General features: G+C 39.8%; 14 protein-coding genes. All 14 read right to left on the reverse strand.

Going from position 1 to position 17,358, the window contains the following annotated elements:
- The 14 genes from LMF89_RS10060 to ftcD all read right to left on the reverse strand — a co-directional run bounded on the left by LMF89_RS10060 (position 1) and on the right by ftcD (position 17,358).
- Positions 1–1,683, reverse strand: a complete 1,683-nt coding sequence (locus LMF89_RS10060; protein WP_229534942.1) for a ribulokinase — start codon at positions 1,681–1,683, stop codon at positions 1–3.
- 458 nt (positions 1,684–2,141) lie between these two features.
- Positions 2,142–3,188: an aldose epimerase family protein gene (locus LMF89_RS10065; RefSeq protein ID WP_229534943.1), complete on the reverse strand. Its 1,047-nt coding sequence runs from the start codon at positions 3,186–3,188 to the stop codon at positions 2,142–2,144.
- Between the two features lie 121 nt (positions 3,189–3,309).
- Entirely contained in the window at positions 3,310–4,326 is a 1,017-nt protein-coding gene (locus LMF89_RS10070) for an extracellular solute-binding protein (RefSeq protein ID WP_229534944.1), read from the reverse strand.
- A 303-nt stretch (positions 4,327–4,629) separates the two neighbouring features.
- Positions 4,630–5,448, reverse strand: a complete 819-nt coding sequence (locus LMF89_RS10075) for a D-alanyl-D-alanine carboxypeptidase family protein (RefSeq protein ID WP_229534945.1) — start codon at positions 5,446–5,448, stop codon at positions 4,630–4,632.
- A 95-nt stretch (positions 5,449–5,543) separates the two neighbouring features.
- Positions 5,544–6,896 (reverse strand): tetratricopeptide repeat protein, encoded by a 1,353-nt coding sequence (locus LMF89_RS10080; protein ID WP_229534946.1) that lies wholly within the window; start codon positions 6,894–6,896, stop codon positions 5,544–5,546.
- Positions 6,897–7,020: 124 nt separating this feature from the next.
- Complete coding sequence (locus tag LMF89_RS10085) at positions 7,021–7,950, reverse strand: carbohydrate kinase family protein (RefSeq protein ID WP_229534947.1); 930 nt, start codon at positions 7,948–7,950, stop codon at positions 7,021–7,023.
- 131 nt (positions 7,951–8,081) lie between these two features.
- Entirely contained in the window at positions 8,082–9,455 is a 1,374-nt protein-coding gene (gene ulaA, locus LMF89_RS10090; RefSeq protein WP_229534948.1) for a PTS ascorbate transporter subunit IIC, read from the reverse strand.
- An 11-nt stretch (positions 9,456–9,466) separates the two neighbouring features.
- Positions 9,467–9,751 (reverse strand): PTS sugar transporter subunit IIB, encoded by a 285-nt coding sequence (locus tag LMF89_RS10095; RefSeq protein ID WP_229534949.1) that lies wholly within the window; start codon positions 9,749–9,751, stop codon positions 9,467–9,469.
- A gap of 7 nt (positions 9,752–9,758) precedes the next feature.
- Positions 9,759–11,918 (reverse strand): BglG family transcription antiterminator, encoded by a 2,160-nt coding sequence (locus LMF89_RS10100; RefSeq protein ID WP_229534950.1) that lies wholly within the window; start codon positions 11,916–11,918, stop codon positions 9,759–9,761.
- Between the two features lie 145 nt (positions 11,919–12,063).
- Positions 12,064–12,606 (reverse strand): folate family ECF transporter S component, encoded by a 543-nt coding sequence (locus tag LMF89_RS10105; RefSeq protein WP_229534951.1) that lies wholly within the window; start codon positions 12,604–12,606, stop codon positions 12,064–12,066.
- Positions 12,607–12,726: 120 nt separating this feature from the next.
- Positions 12,727–14,256, reverse strand: a complete 1,530-nt coding sequence (hutH, locus tag LMF89_RS10110; protein WP_229534952.1) for a histidine ammonia-lyase — start codon at positions 14,254–14,256, stop codon at positions 12,727–12,729.
- Between the two features lie 39 nt (positions 14,257–14,295).
- Positions 14,296–15,732 carry an amino acid permease gene (locus tag LMF89_RS10115; RefSeq protein ID WP_229534953.1) on the reverse strand — a complete coding sequence of 479 codons (1,437 nt, stop codon included), beginning with the start codon at positions 15,730–15,732 and terminating at the stop codon, positions 14,296–14,298.
- Positions 15,733–15,810: 78 nt separating this feature from the next.
- Positions 15,811–16,434 carry a cyclodeaminase/cyclohydrolase family protein gene (locus LMF89_RS10120; RefSeq protein ID WP_229534954.1) on the reverse strand — a complete coding sequence of 208 codons (624 nt, stop codon included), beginning with the start codon at positions 16,432–16,434 and terminating at the stop codon, positions 15,811–15,813.
- Positions 16,435–16,467: 33 nt separating this feature from the next.
- On the reverse strand, positions 16,468–17,358 hold the full coding sequence (ftcD, locus tag LMF89_RS10125; protein ID WP_229534955.1) for a glutamate formimidoyltransferase: 891 nt from the start codon (positions 17,356–17,358) through the stop codon (positions 16,468–16,470).

Below are 17,358 nucleotides of genomic sequence, written 5' to 3' on the forward strand. Positions count from 1 at the left end.
TTACACTCTACAACTTTTTGTATTTTTCTTAATTTCTTTAAGCCGTTTCATAACATCATTAGCACCACGGCCAAAATAGTCATGTAAGATTTTATATTCTGCATACAGCTTTTTATAGCGAGCAACATTTTCTGGATTAGGTATATATACCTGCTTTATACTAGTCATCTTCGCTGCCGCATCGAAAATAGTGTCATATCCCCCAAATTCTTTGCCTGCGGCAACAGCACCAAACATTGCAGCGCCCAATGCGGGTGTCTGCAATGAGGTAGCAACACGAATCTCTAAGCCCGTTGCATCCGCATAAATTTGCATTAGCATGTTATTTTTCTGGGACAGCCCACCGCAAGCATACAATTGTTCAATTGGCACCCCTGCATTGATAAATGTTTCGACAATCATATTGGTACCAAAGGCAGTAGCTTCTATAAGTGCCCGATAAATTTCCTCTGGTTTGGTAAGCAAGGTAGTTCCGAGCAGCACACCCGTCAGATTGGTATCAACAAGTACGGAACGATTGCCATTCCACCAATCAAGAGCCAATAAACCACTTTCTCCAGGAACAAGTTTGCCAGCCTTCTCTTCTAGTAATTGATGAATATTAATATTTCTCTCACTTGCTTGGGCAAAGTAGCTGCCGGGAACACAGTTTGCTACAAACCATTCAAAAATATCTCCTACAGCAGACTGACCAGCCTCATACCCAAAATAGCCGCCAACAATACCATCCTCAACTACACCACACATACCATCCACTGTTTTTTCTTCTTCGCCTAATACTAAATGACAAATTGATGTACCCATGCTCATAACCATTTTACCCGGCGTAACAACCCCTGCCGCTGGAACGGCAGCATGAGCATCCACATTGCCCACTGCTACAGCCGTGCCTGCTTTTAGTCCCATTTGTTTGGCCATGCCAGAAATCAAGCCTCCAGCTTTGCTGCCAATCGCTACAATGGGACTGTTTAATTTTTCTTCCACCAAATTTTCTAATCTGGGGTCTAAAGCTTTAAAAAAATCTTTTCCCGGATATCCGTCTTGCTTATGCCATATTGCTTTATAACCAGCAGTGCAGCTATTACGTACATCTATCCCGGTCATTTGCATGGTTACCCAGTCAGTGGCCTCCATGAACCGATCAGCAGCTTCATAGATTTCAGGTGCTTCATCGAGAATTTGCCAAATTTTCGGAATTATCCATTCAGAAGAGATCTTGCCGCCGTACCGAGCTAAGAAAGTCTCACCACGGGCAGCTGCAATGCGATTCAACGAATTGGCTTCATCCTGAGCAGCATGATGTTTCCACAGTTTGACCCAAGCGTGAGGATTATTTCGGTATTCTGGAAGCTGGCATAAGGCCCTGCCATCTTTAGCCACAGGCAGCATAGTACAAGCAGTAAAGTCAATCCCCAAACCAATTACATCTGCTGGGTCTATCTGAGAATCCATTAAGACTTGTGGTACTGCTTGGTATAAAACATCTAAATAGTCTTCCGGATTTTGCAGTGCCCAGTCATGCTCTAACTGAATATCAGTACCTGGTAATTGTTTATCAATTACACCATCGGCATAAGGTACTACTGCCGTAGCAATTTCTTTACCGGTTTCCACCTCAACAAGCATTGCCCTACCAGATTGCGTCCCATAATCAATTCCAATACTATACTTTTTATTTCCCATATTACTGACCTCCTTTTATTAAATAGTGATACTAACATCAAAAAGAATTGAAATTAAGAGATAAAGAGCTATTTTGCCAATGAAAAAATGTCCAATATTTGAGAAATTAAATTTTTTATATTATTAAATTTTAAATTTACTATATGGAATTATATTCCTTATAAGATGTATAATTACATTATTTTTATTAAAAGCACCTATTTATAAAGTAATTAATTAAATATTAAATTAATTACTTTATAAATACGCTATAGCTTTTGAATTTCCTTCTTTTTAGAAAGAAAAATTTCTTTTTTTCCTAAATATAAATAAAAATAAAATACCCCCTCTATAGACAGTTACTGGGTCTATACCCCTGTCTAGAGAGAGAGCATTCCTATTGGGAATATGTTATACATTTTTGATTAAATACTTTTTTCGCGTAATTGTTTCCAACACACGTCTCCTTGATCACATCATCAAAGTGCTACACTAAAAGTATATGTAGTGGTTGTTGTCGAAATTTGATCTTTCTGTAGAATGCAGGGTGGAAAATTAGAATGATGAATTGCATCAGGAAGTCCTTGGGTTTCAAGACACAATCCTAAATAGCGTCTAGATTTTACCCCATAAATATCGAAATCACCTGGTATGTGGTTCCCCGTATAGAGTACTACCCCCACTGCATCTGTTTCGATAGTCAAAACACGTCCGCTTTCCTCATCCTGCAAGACAATTTCTCCATTATGATTACTGTCTAAAACAAAGGGATGATCATAGCCTTGTCCGGCTATAGTATTTTGGGGATTAATAGAATTAATTCCCTCCATTATTTTCCGACCAGTTCTAAAGTCAAAAACCGTATCCGTAACATCCAGCAGCTTACCAGTTGGAAGCAGCTGCTGTGTTAGTTCCAAAAAGCGACTACTATCTATTTTTAAACTGTGTTGAGAGATATCTTGTTTGAAATTGCCGCTTAAATTGAAATATGTATGATTTGTAGGATTGAACAACGTAGTTTTATCTGACTGTCCGCGATAATGAATGATGAATTCATTCTTGTTATTTAACGTATAGGTTATTTGAGCCGTCAGTACTCCTGGATATCCCCCTGCACCATCCAAACTGGTATGAGAAAATTCAATAGTATCCTCTTCCTCTTTATCAGCTGCTGTTGCGTCCCATACTACATTATGAAAACCCTTTGGTCCACTATGAAGATTATTGGGACCATCATTGCTGGGCAATGTGTAGTTTTCCCCCTCTAATACAAACTGTGCATCACGTATTCTTCCAGCTACTCTGCCCACAACTGCACCAGCGAATATAGAATTTCTTTGGTAATCTGCTAACTCTTGAAATCCGATTACAATATTTTCATAATTACCTCTGCGGTCAGGTACTATAACCTTAGTAATAATGCACCCATAATTCAAACAAGAAATTTCTACACCACCATTTTTTAACGTATATTCGTATACCTCTTGCTCATTTACTTTGCCGAATAGTCGCTTGCTGATTGGCATGATTTTCACTCCTTTGTATCGTAGATATTTATATCAATAGTATACAACATCCTTTTCACCACTTCCTTCTTAACAATAATCCTTACCTATCACATTAGGCTAAACTACAAGGTTACTATCATCAATTCAGAATTATCTTTTCTGTATCTTTATCAAAAATATGTATTTTATTTGTATCAATCGCAATTTTAACAGTATCACCAGCCTTAGCAGTACTTTTGGGATTGACGCGGGCAACAAAATTGCTGCCTTCTACCTTCATAAACAGGTAAGTCTCCGCACCCATTAACTCAGTAACTTCAATGAAAGCATTCACAATACTAGCACTGAATTCCTTGAAGCACTCCTCATTATCATATAAATCCTCGGGACGTATTCCCATAATAACTTCTTTATCAAAAAAATTTTCTAAAGCTGGGTTTTTAGCTATAATATAGTCTTTGTCTACAATACACTTTGCCTTTTTCATACCATCCTTATCCATTGCGTCTGATCCCTGCATGCAAATAAGAGGATAATATGACCATTTTTCCATACTTTCCAAGGTCGTCATTGGCTTTCCGGTTTTTTCTACAACCTTTTTACCAGCGGCGATATAGTCATCCCAAGTTACAATATCATTTACATTTATACCTGCTTGGTCGAGTATCTCTTTATTATAGTACATCACCTCAGCACCCACATGATAATCAAGACCGTAATACTTACCGCTTTTGGCATAGTTTTCAAGCCTGCCCATAATAAGCTTATCCTTTACAGGTTCTATAACATCATTGAATTCCACCAGTCCAGGTTTGCTCCCCTTTAAGAAGTTTGCAAATTTCCCCAGTTCAATGTCAGCCATATCAGGAGCTCCTGTTCCTGACTGAATTGCAATTAAAAGCTTATTGTGCATCTCATCGTAAAGATATACTTCCGTTTTTACAACTATAGGTTTGTCTGGATGATTTGTATTCCAAGTTGCAACACCATCATCAATAAAGTTTTTATGCAGTTCCTGGAAGGTCCAGAAGGTAAGGGTAGTAGCTTTTCCATCACCTGCTTTTGCATCAGCTGCTCTTTGTTCTTTACCGCATCCCGATACGGTCATTGTTAAAAGCAATACTACAGAAAGTAATAATACCAAACTCTTTTTCACTATAGTTCCCTCCTCATTTTTTATGTAGCCTATAACACCTGCATGGACCCTCGACGACAAAAGTTATACGAAATAAGGAATAATGAATCTTTCTTTAATTAAGTATAATCGAATTTAAACCACTTAGTATTTAAATCATTTTACATTTTACTCAATTTTTTTTATCTTGCAAATTTTCTTTCTTTTGTTGAGAGTAAATTATCAATTTGGTGATAACTCCTCTTTAACAAAGAGTGAAGGGCATATCAGCAACTTAATGCTGACATGCCCTTCATTCTTTGATTTAAATCGTATTTACTTATGCTACTTCGTTCTTTTTGACTCAACCTGTTCAAATCCATAGTCTAGTAATTTAGCCGCATCATCCCAGCGGTAGTCACTGTTTAGGATAACGGCTATTAACTGTATATCGCCTCGTTTCGCGGAAGCCACTAAGCAATCACCAGCATCATTGGTATAGCCTGTTTTAACACCATTGCTTCCAGGATATGTCTTTAACAATTTATTCGTATTGCTAACATGAATTGCACTTCGGTTCAGAAAGTTAACATCATATTCTTGAGTGGATACGATTTTTGCAAAATCAGGATTTTTCATCCCGTATGCAGTAATTAATCCAAGATCATAGGCAGTAGTATAATGATTTATTGGATCAGGTAATCCATGGGGATTGGTAAAGTGAGTACTTGTTGCTCCGATTTTTTCTGCTTTTGCATTCATAATCTCCACGAAAGCGGGTATTGATCCAGCTACATTCTCAGCGATAGCCTCTGCTGCATCATTGCCTGATACCACCATCATACCGTACAACGCATTTTTTAGTGTTAATTGATTCCCTGCTTTTAGTTCGAGACTTGAGCCTTCACAAGCTGCATCACTGGAACTTACAGTAATGATATCATTAAAACTACCTTTTTCCAGTGCAGTGATCAATGTCATGATCTTAGTAGTACTGGCTGGATACATAATACCTTTTGAATTCTTTTCAAATAATACCTGATTGGTATTGGCCATCATTACGATAGCCGCTTCAGCCTCTACTTGAGGGGGTGTTGGGGCGGCAAGAGCAATATTTACCCCAAAGATCATGCTTAAAAACAATAGTATGAGTCGACGATACATATATGTTGCCTCCGATTTATTTTGACCACAATCTTAGCCCTGGTCAGTATATCATTTCAAATGCACGAATCCGATAGATAGAAGATCTTTTCTACTTAAGCCTCCTTCTCTAATTGGCTGTCCGCTAATAATTCTTTCATTTCATCTTGCTGTTTATATAAATAACCATGTTCCCAGTTCAAACTCATGGCCTTTTCAAAATCGGCAATCGCATTTGCTATATCATCCAGATCCTGAAATGCACGAGCCTTTCGTGCATATAGCAGCGCTCTGTTTGCATAGGCAGCATCATGTTCAGGTTCTAAAACAATAACTTGACTATAATCATGGATCGCTGCCAAAAATTCTTCTGAAACATGTGCATATGTGAGGTGATCATTCTTTTCAAGAGCTTGTTTCTCTTTATGTAATGCTATTTCGTCATATAGTTCACCCCGCCCGAAATATCCAGCTGCACTATTAGGTGCCAATCGAATCGCCTCAGAATAATCGGCCAACGACTTATCTTTTACCCGCAAGTTGCGGTGATAACATTTGCCGCGGTGAAGATAGGCTGCAGATTCATTAGGATTTACCTCAATTGCCACCGTGAAATCTTGCAATGCATCTACATATTGTCCTAATGTGCTGTATAACAAGCCTCGTTCTATTAACGCATCATAATGCTTAGGATTAGCGGATAGCACCTTTGTAAAAGCGTTACAGGCTCTTACCCAATCTTGCTGCGCTACTAGCGCCATCCCATATAAATAGTCCCGCTGTTCATGGTTCTGCTTTAATTGCTGACCTTTGCTCTTTTTTTCCTCAAATTTCATTTTAGAGTGCTTCTCGCAATATTGCTGTATGCTTGCTATTACTTCTGGTATATTAATTTCCTCATATTTTGCCAAACTATTTTTAATATATTGAGACTCAAGAGCTGCGCTAGCGGAATCTTTGGTCAAAGATTGTTTATTAAATCGATCCCCTTTTGTCAGTAAAATACGCTGTTCCAATTCCAAATGCAACTCTGTAAGGCCCTTTCCTGCACTAGTCAAACTCTTATACCGAAGTAACTGTTCCTCAAATAATTGATTAAACTGTCTTTCATCCACATAAAGTACAGTATGAAACTTCTCTGCTATCCATTCCCGAATCGGAAGAGCGATTTGTTTTGCAAGCTCTGGCTGCTCCTTGTCTAACCAAATTTCCACTCGATAATAGGTATAAGCAGCAATTTCAAAGATCGTAGCATCTCCTAAGTATTGCTTGGACATTTGCAAAATCTGGTCATCCTGCCCTTTTGTATCATACTTTCCCCAATAAACAGCAGTCTGTATGAGTCCTAGAAATAACGCGTAAACATCTGGATTTTCGATGTCCACCTTCTTAATTTCTTGTAGTATCCATTTGCGAACCATCGAATTTTTTTCCGTATTTTTTGAAAATAACCACGAAAAGATACTCAAAATCAACCCTCCTTTTATTATATAATTATCGCATAATTTGGAAAATAAACAACCCTAAAGAAGCAGGATTTACTCTAATACATGATGCTGAATAAAAAAAGAGTCAAGCAGATCAATGCCTGATTCAATGGCTTAGCAAAAACTTCTCAACGGTTTTTAATGATGGCAATCCTTTTCTTCCCCCAAGAGCCTGGGTATTAAGAGCAGCTACTGCACTGGCAAACTCGGCACATTTTTTCAGGGGCATGTTATGGAGAAGTCCATATAAGAAACCTCCGTGATAGCTATCTCCGCATCCTGTGGTGTCTACGACATTGTCCATTTTAAATGCAGGTTGATGAAAGACACCAATGTCATTGTCGAAGACCCAGCTTCCATTGATTCCATCTGTTATTACGACAAGTTCTAAGCCGGATTTTATCAATGACTCGCCTGCGCGATCCAATTTAGTTTCATCTGTATAGGTAAGAGCGAATTCCTTTGCCAAAATACAAATATCTACCTTTGGTACAATTCGCCGCATATTTGGATTGTATCGATTTGCACCACCGTCAAATGATATTTTAACCCCTGCATGTTTTGCAATATCGATTGCCGCTAAACTAGCTTCTAAATGCCTCCCATTCAAATGAAGAACTTTGGCTCCTTGTATGATAGGGGTATACTTTGTAATCTCCCTTATTTCTGGAACCGATCCAGGATGATAGAGAATTGCACGAATGCCAGTATCTTTCTCAACTAGTATATTGGCTATTGAAGAAGAGTGCTCCGGGAAAATTTCGAGGCAGTGAGTATGCACATTATATTTTTTAAAATCTTCTACAATCAGTAAGCCGCTCCAATCATCCCCTAGATTATCAATCATGATCGTGTTCGCTCCTAATTTTGCCAGCGTCACCATCGCTGTGGCAACAGGTCCTCCGCCATCAAGAACTATCTTGGATGCCTTTTGCACTTCTCTGGTCCTAGGAAAGGCGTCAACAACAGTAAACATATCCAAAGTAGATACCCCAATTCCTACCACATAGACCTTGCTATTCAATTCATCATACATGAGACAATCACTCACTCTTTCCATTTATTTTCTAATTCACTACAAAGAGAAGCAGCGTGCTATTCTTACTTCTTAGAACGGCACGCCTTTCTCGATTTTCAAATTAACCGTTGACTAGTACATGTACTAGGTTAGCCCTGCACATTGTTAATGGCATGAGCCTTAGTTTTTATATAATTTGGAATCACCAGTACTATTACTAGAATCGCTACAAGGATATAAATCCCTGCTGGACCTACTGCATCATATGCTTTACCTAACAAAATTCCTAAGAAACCAAAATCTGCATCACCGAAAGTTGTATTCTGGAATCCTAACTGTCCAAGGACAGGAAGCAGAAATGCAGGTAAAAAAGTAATGGCCAGACCATTTACAAAAGCTCCCAATGCCGCTCCTCTTCTACCACCAGTAGCATTTCCGTAGATTCCAGCCGTAGCACCGCAGAAGAAATGTGGAACAAGCCCTGGTATGATGAGCACACCTCCAGCGGTTCCTAATAGTAACATGCCTATTATACCGCCAATAAAGGAACTAATAAAGCCGATTACCACAGCTGTTGGGGCATAGGTAAAGAATACAGCACAATCCACCGCAGGAATCGCATTGGGTATGATTTTGGTTGCAATTCCTTGAAAAGCAGGGATTAAATCACCAAGGATCATTCGAACACCTGCATACACGATGGTAACACCAACAGCAAATTTCAGAGCCGACATGATGGCAAATAGGAAGGGTGACATTTCACCAGCCAAAGTGGTTACATAGCTAGGTCCCGCAGCAAAAGCTGCAATTAAATAGAATATCATCATGGTCAGCGCTGTGGATATGGTAGTATCTCTGAGAAATCCCCACTGCTCAGGTACTTCCATCTTTTCTGTACTCTCTTCTGGTTTTCCAGCAAATTTTCCAACCCATGCAGATAAATAATAACCTAGACTGCCAAAGTGTCCCATGGCAATTTCATCACCATCCGTCACCTTTAACGTATATTTCTGACCAATTGCCGGCGAGATGGCACTCCATGCTCCAAGAATAAAACCACCAATGAGAATCAGTTCGACCCCTTTCATGCCTGAGGCACCTAAAACCGCTGAAAGAAGACACGCCATAAAGAAACTATGATGCCCCGTTAGAAACACATATTTATATTTAGTAAATCTTGCAATAAGAAGATTAATTACTAACCCAGCCACGAGAATAGACATGGTTTCAATGCCTAGTACTTTTTGTGCCACCGAAACAATGGCTTCATTATTAGGAACTACACCAGTAATATGGAAACCTTCTTCAATCATTTTTCCCAGGGGTGTCAAGTTCGTAACGATGAAATCGGCACCTGCCCCTAGCATCAAATAGCCTAGAATTGGTTTTAAGGTCCCTGTCATGACTTTGAACATAGGTCTTTTTAGGGCTACCAGCCCGATCAGTGCCATAATTCCCATTAATAATGCTGGTTGTTTCAGTACGTCCCGAAAGAATTCTAGAATGATGGTAAATGTGGACATAGATATACCCCCTACATTTTACTTTCCTGTATTCTTTTTAGAATCTCAAGAACATCTTCTTCAATCTTTTTCTTATTAATGTAACTTCGAACCACCGCCACTTCACGGCCCTCAAATTGATAGGCCAGCTCTTTTACCGTAATAATCAGGTCCGCCTTTTTCCCTTGGGCCGAATTAAAATCTGCTGATTCTACAGAAGCTTTAATATGATGGTCTTCACAAATCTCATCAATTTTCATTTTCAGCATAATACTGCTGCCAATCCCATTTCCACACACGGTTAAGATGGTAAGCATAACTGGATCACCTCCTATCTACTTCTTTGCTATTGATATATGCTAAGATTTCCTCTTTACTACTTGCTGCATCTGCCACTGCTTTAAACTCTTCATCATCTAATAATTGCATTAGTTCAGCTAATGCTTTTAAATGGGTAGTATTATCTACGGCACACAGGAAGATCGCTACACTAACAGGATCATTCTCCTTGCTGCCAAAATTCACCGGGTTCTTTAGAGTTATCAATGCCATTCCCACTTTTTTTGCTCCATCTTCCGGTCTTGCATGAGGCATGGCAATCCCTTTTGCAATAACGATATAGGCTCCCATTTTCTTTACCGTATTCACCATGGCATCCACATAGCGATGTTCAATCAACCCACGATCCTCTAAAAGTTTTCCGCCGGCATAAATCACTTCCTCCCAACTCTTCGCTTTTACCTTTACCTCTATCATATCTGTTGTTAATAGCTCTCTTAACAATGGTTGTACAACTCCCTTCTGCCCTATATTGTCTGCTTTTAAAATTTTCGCCAGTCCTGCTACTAATGCATCATAATTTTTTATGTCACAATGTTCTTCAATTAGTTTTAGTGTCTGGAGAAAAATATTCTTTGGCTGAAAGTGGTATTGGGTTAAATATTTTTTTAAGTTCTCAACATCTTTTTCCAGAAGCATCGGATTGACCTGTACCCAGGGAACTACATCAAATTTTACAGGCAGTGTTGTTACAATAAGATCAACTTCCCGATATTTGAGAACTTGACTTACTTGACGATAAGCAATCACATCCACAATATTCACATGAAATAATTGCTGTAATCTGGAAGAGAGCAATCTGGCAGTACCTAATCCCGTACTACAAACCACCAGAATTTTCTTTTCCATTTCGTTTTTGTCTTTTATTTTTTCTAAAGCTGCGCCAAAATGCAAGGTAAAATACCCGATTTCTTCATCATCAAATGATTTACCGATATAACCTTCTACCGAAGCCATGCTATTTTTTACAATTTGAAACAAATGATGATATCTTACTTTTATTTCTTCTAGTACTGGATTTTTTAATTTCAAATCATTTTTTAGTCTGTAGATGGCAGGTCTTAAATGTTCCAGAAGACCGCTAAATAGTTGTTCATCCCGAATCAAAGATTCCTGCTGTAAACTTTCACTTACTTCTTCCAGAATCTTTCCTGTCACGATTTGAAGAGCAGCCCAATCTTCACTGAATGAAGGATTTACCGCATATACGTTACTGCCAAGCAAATGAATGGTGATATAACCAATTTCATCATAGGGAACTTCAACCTGAAATTCTTCTTCCAGCCTGCTAGCGACATAAGAAGCTGCGGCAAATTCTTTCGTTGTCTCATAGCTTTTAAGTTCGTTATAAGGCATTACAATATCTCTACCTAATTTGATTCTTTTTATAGCGATTGCTATGTGTATGACCAAGCCATAAAATGCCTCATCAGAAAAAGTGGTTTCTAATTGCTTTTCTGCCTCAATCACGCAACTTTCAATAAAGGGTATATTCATATTCGTAAACATATTGGAAATTGCCGATTGAGAAAGAGTATTTATATTTTTTAACATCGGTGACATTTCTTGACTTAGCATGCCTTGCACTTCTATGCTTTTCATTAACAATTCAATAGACGCACGCCGCAGATATTTTTCCTCTCCCATGACTTTTATCCCATGATTCGTGGAAGAAAGCAATGTTAAGTGATTGCCTTTCAATACCTCTCTTACTTTATTTAAATCTTTGATTACGGTACTGCGACTCGTTTTTAACCTTTCGCCCAGATCATCAATCGTCATATAATTTTGCTGCTGCAACAATACAGCCAAAATCATTTCGACTCGTTCTTCTTGAGAAGCTATATAATGATGATTTTCTCGCTCTAGCAGCTTCTGCATAATCCTTTCCACGACCTGGGGAGGGGCAGTATAGGTGATTCCCACATTAGGTTTGCGAAGGAATTGCGGAAACTTATTGTATTTTAGGAATTCATCTATTTTATCCAACTTATAGCGAATTTGCCGCGGAGTGCTGTGCAAAGCCTCTGCTAAAGCAGAAATCGTTACAGCCTGATTACTGCTTGTGATCCTTTGAAATAATTGAGCAGACATTTCATTTAGTGTAATAAATATCACCTCTTTTTCATTTCCATTATATAACACAGAAAGCCACTCACAAAAGAGTAAGATTTGGCGTACTAATTGTGACAAAACTAACCTAATAACAACATATATTCATCATAAAAAGACAAACCTCCTATAGGAATTCTCGCTGGAATTCGTATAGGAGGTTTCATGCCAGAATGGGCTATTGGGATGATCCTACTGATTGTTCACGATAACAGAATTTTACTCTGTCTACTAAAGCATAAATCAACATGCAGTATATCGGGATCAGAATCCCTTGTGTAACCAGCCTTGCTGGCAGTGTAACCCAAAAAGGAATGCCAAAATGCCATTGCAGTAAACAAGGCACTAGGATAATGGCAACCAAAATCTGACTTACAGCAATTGCTAAATACATACGCCATCGCGAACAATCTTTGGTTTTGCCGCTCCCCGCAATTAGCCCTGCAAGCAAACCATGCAAGCCAGCAGCAATCGTAAAGGTTGGCAGAAATATGCCTGAAGGTGCCAGCATAAACCCCAGCACATCACCAATCAAGCCTGCAAGAAAACCTAATCTTGCACCTAACAAAATACCACTTAGTACTAACGGCAGCGTGCCAAACCCGATTCTAATACTTTCAACACCTTCAAATGGAATATGAACGCTACAAATCCTACTTAAAATCATGTTTAGAGCAATAAAGATGGCCATGAGCGTAATACTTCGAACCGATACCGTCATTACATCACCTAAATTTCAATTCTATTACTGGTTTAGCAGTCAAAAATATTTTAGCACATTCCATAATCTGATAAAACCCCAAATTATCTACACTGCTATTTTGCAGTATTTTCATTCATTTTAATAAATCTTCAATTGTCCAACCACCGCTTCTACTTCTCCAACTATTCTGCCGCTGGCAATTAAATTGTGAAGTGTTTTGATATCCGGTGCAGGTACCCGATCCTCATCCAAATGCGGTACAACACTGCGAATGGTTTGATGAGCTTTAGCTGTGCCATCGCCTGGTGTGAGAGGTGCCAAAAAGTCAACACCTTGTGCAGCAGCCAGCATTTCAATAGCTAATACGTTGCAGACATTATCCAAAATTTCTCTGGCTTGACGAGCAGCAATCGTCCCCATGCTTACATGGTCTTCCTGATTCGCAGAAGTCGGAATGGAATCGGCACTGGCTGGATGTACCAGTACTTTATTCTCCGATACCAATGCAGCTGCAACATATTGCGTGATCATAAGACCAGAGTCAACCCCTGGGAAAGCTGTTAAAAATGCTGGCAAATCGCTTAGATGCACATCTAACAGACGATTGATACGTCGTTCAGAAATATTGCCTAGTTCAGCAATTGCTAGTTTAAGATAATCCATAACCAAAGCAATCGGCTGACCATGAAAATTTCCGCCGGAAATTGCTTCACCTGTTTCCGGCATGATGAGCGGATTATCTGTTGCCGCATTAATTTCGACATTTAAGGTTTCCTCTGCACGCCTAAGAGCATCTTTAGAGGCACCATGCACTTGAGGTATACAGCGCAGCGAGTATGCATCCTGTACTTTTTTGCAGTGAATATGAGAAGCAATGATAGCGCTATGGGCGGTCAGGCGCAGCATATTTTGGGTAGTCGCAACCTGACCGGAATGTGCTCTAACCTGACTAATCCGCGGATCAAAAGCCGCCCTGGTACCTTTTAAGGCTTCTACGCTTAATCCCGCTGCAATATCTGCTGCCTTCATCAAATTAACAGCATCATGCCAGGCAATCGTACCAACCGCCGTCATAATTTGTGTTCCATTAATCAATGCCAACCCTTCTTTGCCACTCAATACAATTGGCTCTAAACCACAAGCTTTTAGCGCATCAGCACCTGTTATCAACTGACCATTTAGATAAGCCTCACCTTCCCCCAGCATAACCAAGACCATATGTGAAAGGGGTGCTAAGTCGCCGCTGGCACCTACTGATCCTTTAGCTGGAATTGCAGGACATATGCGTTTATTGAGGAGATTTAACAGCATTTCTACTGTTGACAGCCTAATCCCCGAATAACCTTTTGCCAATGAATTAGCTCTAAGCAGCATAGCTGAGCGAACAACATCTTCTGACAAATGCTCGCCAACACCGGTAGCATGACTTAAAATCAGATTACGCTGCAGCTTTGCCCTTTCATCTTTTGAAATAAAGATGGTGCTGAAATCGCCAAACCCAGTGGAAATACCATAAACAGGTTTTTCTTCTTCTAATATTTTATCAACGATCTGTCTGCTGGCAATGATTTGCTCGCGCCCTTGATCACTGAGCCAGACTTCTTCATAGCTGCGTGCTACCTTTATCACATCTTCCAATGTTAAGGAATTTCCATCTAATACTATCATGCTGAATCGCCTCCGCATTTTTCGAAAATTTCTGCTAATTTACTTGCTAATTTCTGCTGGTTTTTCTTCACGCTTGCTGTGAATAAAAATGTAATACAAATAAATAGTTATGATGATTGGCAAACCTGTATAAAGGACAATTTCCTGTCCATCAATGAAAGCTAAACTTGCGATAATACAAATATTCAAGATAATTGCCACAATTGGCAGCGCCGGATATAATGGCGTTCTAAAAACCAAGTCTTTCAAATCACCGCCAATTTCCAGAAAGTGTTTGCGAAAATTAATTTGGCACCAAGAAATGACAATCCAAATCAAGCAACCAGTCAAACCTACACTGGACATCAGCCATATATAAACCGTGTCAGCAGCATATTCACTGGTCAACAGTGATAATGCAGATAATAGCAGTGTCAAAAATATACCGTTAATGGGAACGCCCCCTGAATTTAAATGTCCTAACCATTTTGGTGCGTGCCCGTCTTTGGACATTGACCAGAGTAAACGCGAACAAACATATAGTGCAGAATTACTGGCTGATAAGGCTGAGGTAAGTACAACAAAACTCATAATATCTTTTGCAATGGGAATACCGATACGACCAAATACGTATGCAAAGGGGCTTTCTAACACACCTGCTTCTTTATAAGGAATGGTTGCTCCCAATACAACGATTGCCAGCACATAAAACACAATGATTCGAAAAACAACACCTTTAATAACTTTAGGCACATTTTTACCGGGATTTTCACATTCCCCGGCGGCCACTCCCACCAGTTCCGATCCCTGGAAAGAATACACTACCGTAATCATAGTCAAAAACAAAGCCCAACCACCATTTGGAAATAACCCAGCCCCTGTGTTAAAATTGGAAAATCCAATAGCTCCTTCATTACCAACAGTACCAAACATTAAACCTGCACCAGCAAGAATAAAGGCAATAATAGCTGCAACTTTGATGCCGGCAAACCAAAACTCAGTTTCACCATAAACTTTTACGGAAATTAAATTCAAAGCAGTTACCAATACAGCAAATAATACACACCAGATCCAAATAGACACACCAGGAAACCACAGTGACATAATAATACCAGACGCGGTAAAGTTAGCCGCAATACAAACTGCCCAGTTAATCCAGTACAACCACCCTACTGTAAAGCCTACGCCGGGGGAAATAAATTTCATTGCATAACTTTGGAATGATCCTGATACAGGCATTGCGACGGCAAGCTCTCCTAAACATAGGAGAGCCAAATACATGACCATCCCACCGAACAGAAAAGCTAACACAGCACCAACTGGTCCCGCTTCGCTCACCACTTGCCCAGCACCTAGAAATAACCCAGTACCAATGGTGCCACCAATCGAAATCATCATCATATGCCGCGACTTCAAACCACGATTTAGACCTTTTTTCTCTGGAACCAATGCTTCTGTATCCACCGCCTGTTTTTTGGGGTCTGTCAGCGTTGTCACAATAATCCCCTCCATATTCTTTTTTCTCTTTTATTGGACTATTTTTCTCGTTTTCACAAATTTACAGCACTTTATTCTTTATATTTTTTCATTTGCAGTTTTAACGAGTTGATCCATTAACACTTCCGAACGTGCTACGATATCTTCAACCCTGCTTGTCATGTCAGCAACAAAATCAGCATCTTTGATTGACCCCAGATTAATTCGTACGTTATAGATAGCCGACCACATAGCAGCCTCTGCCATTCTTCCCGCTACAGCTGCATCACTTGCCGCATTGACGTTGCCAATAGAGAGAATTTTCCCCGATAGCTCTAATACATCCAGACAAGCCTTGGCAACGGTAAACGGTAATGTAGATGCAGCTTTGAGGGATTCTTGAATGACTTTTGTACGCACCTGTTTTTCTTCATCGGTATTCTTAGGTAATTTATAGGCTTTCATTACCTGGGTAAAGGCTTCTGTATCCTCATCAATATATTTTTCCAGCGCTGCTAAACGTTCTTCAAAATCCAACGATAACCTTTTGCATTGTTCATGCACCGTTTCATATTTTGCACTACCTACCGTTAGGTTTCCTACCATAATCCCCAGCGCTGCCCCGATGGCCCCTACTAAAGCGGCTGCACTGCCACCTCCTGGTGCTGGGGAGTCTGATTTTAGTTCTACTAAAAAACCTGTGATACTTTTGTCAATCAGCATACTATTAATACCTCCCAAATTTGTACATATCAACTAAATATTTTCTTCCAACACTTGCTTACGATTGAAGCCCTCTAGGCGTAAGTAATAGTCCGCTGTGTCAATTAGTGCCTGCATTGGTACCAACCCCACAATTTCGCTGCCAATAATGTTCACACCGTAACGAGCTGCTTCATTTTTTACCGTTTCAAATACGCGGTGTAGTGGTGTACCTTCATAATTAATCATATTGATAGTAACTTGTGCTACATTGCGTTCTTCAATCATAATGCCCATAGCACGGCAGTATTTGAAACCGCCTTTGGCTTCCCGGATAGCAGTGGCAATCTTCTTAGCTACGTTAACATCACTGGTACTTAAATTAATATTATAGGCAATTAAGCACTGCCTAGCTCCTACTACTGTAGCACCAGCCTTAGGATGCATTTTGGCCGGACCATAATCTGGCTTTCTTTCCGGCTCCGTAATGGCTGTTTTTAAGCCTTCATACTGCCCTTTGCGAACGTCTGGCAAGTTCTTACGCTCATTCTTTTTCGCGGCTGCTTCATACATATACACTGGAATGTCTAGTTTTTCAGCAATTTCTTTCCCTAATTCGTTGGCTAGATCCACGCATTCTTCAAGGCTGACTCCTCGTACAGGAATGAACGGAATCACATCAGTAGCTCCCATACGCGGATGCTCACCATGATGTTGTTCCATGTCAATCAATTCCGCGGCCTTGGCACAAGAGGCAAACGCTGCCTGTTTAACGGCTTGGGGTTCGCCCACAAATGTTACTACCAAGCGATTGTGACTGGCATCGGATTGTACATCCAGCAGCTTGATACCTTCTATTCTTTTCACTTCATTTACGATGGCCTCAATGACTTCAGGACGACGTCCTTCACTAAAGTTAGGTACACATTCTACTAATTTACTCAT

This window comes from Pelosinus baikalensis, from assembly GCF_020819555.1.
Taxonomy (GTDB): Bacteria; Bacillota; Negativicutes; order DSM-13327; family DSM-13327; genus Pelosinus; species Pelosinus baikalensis.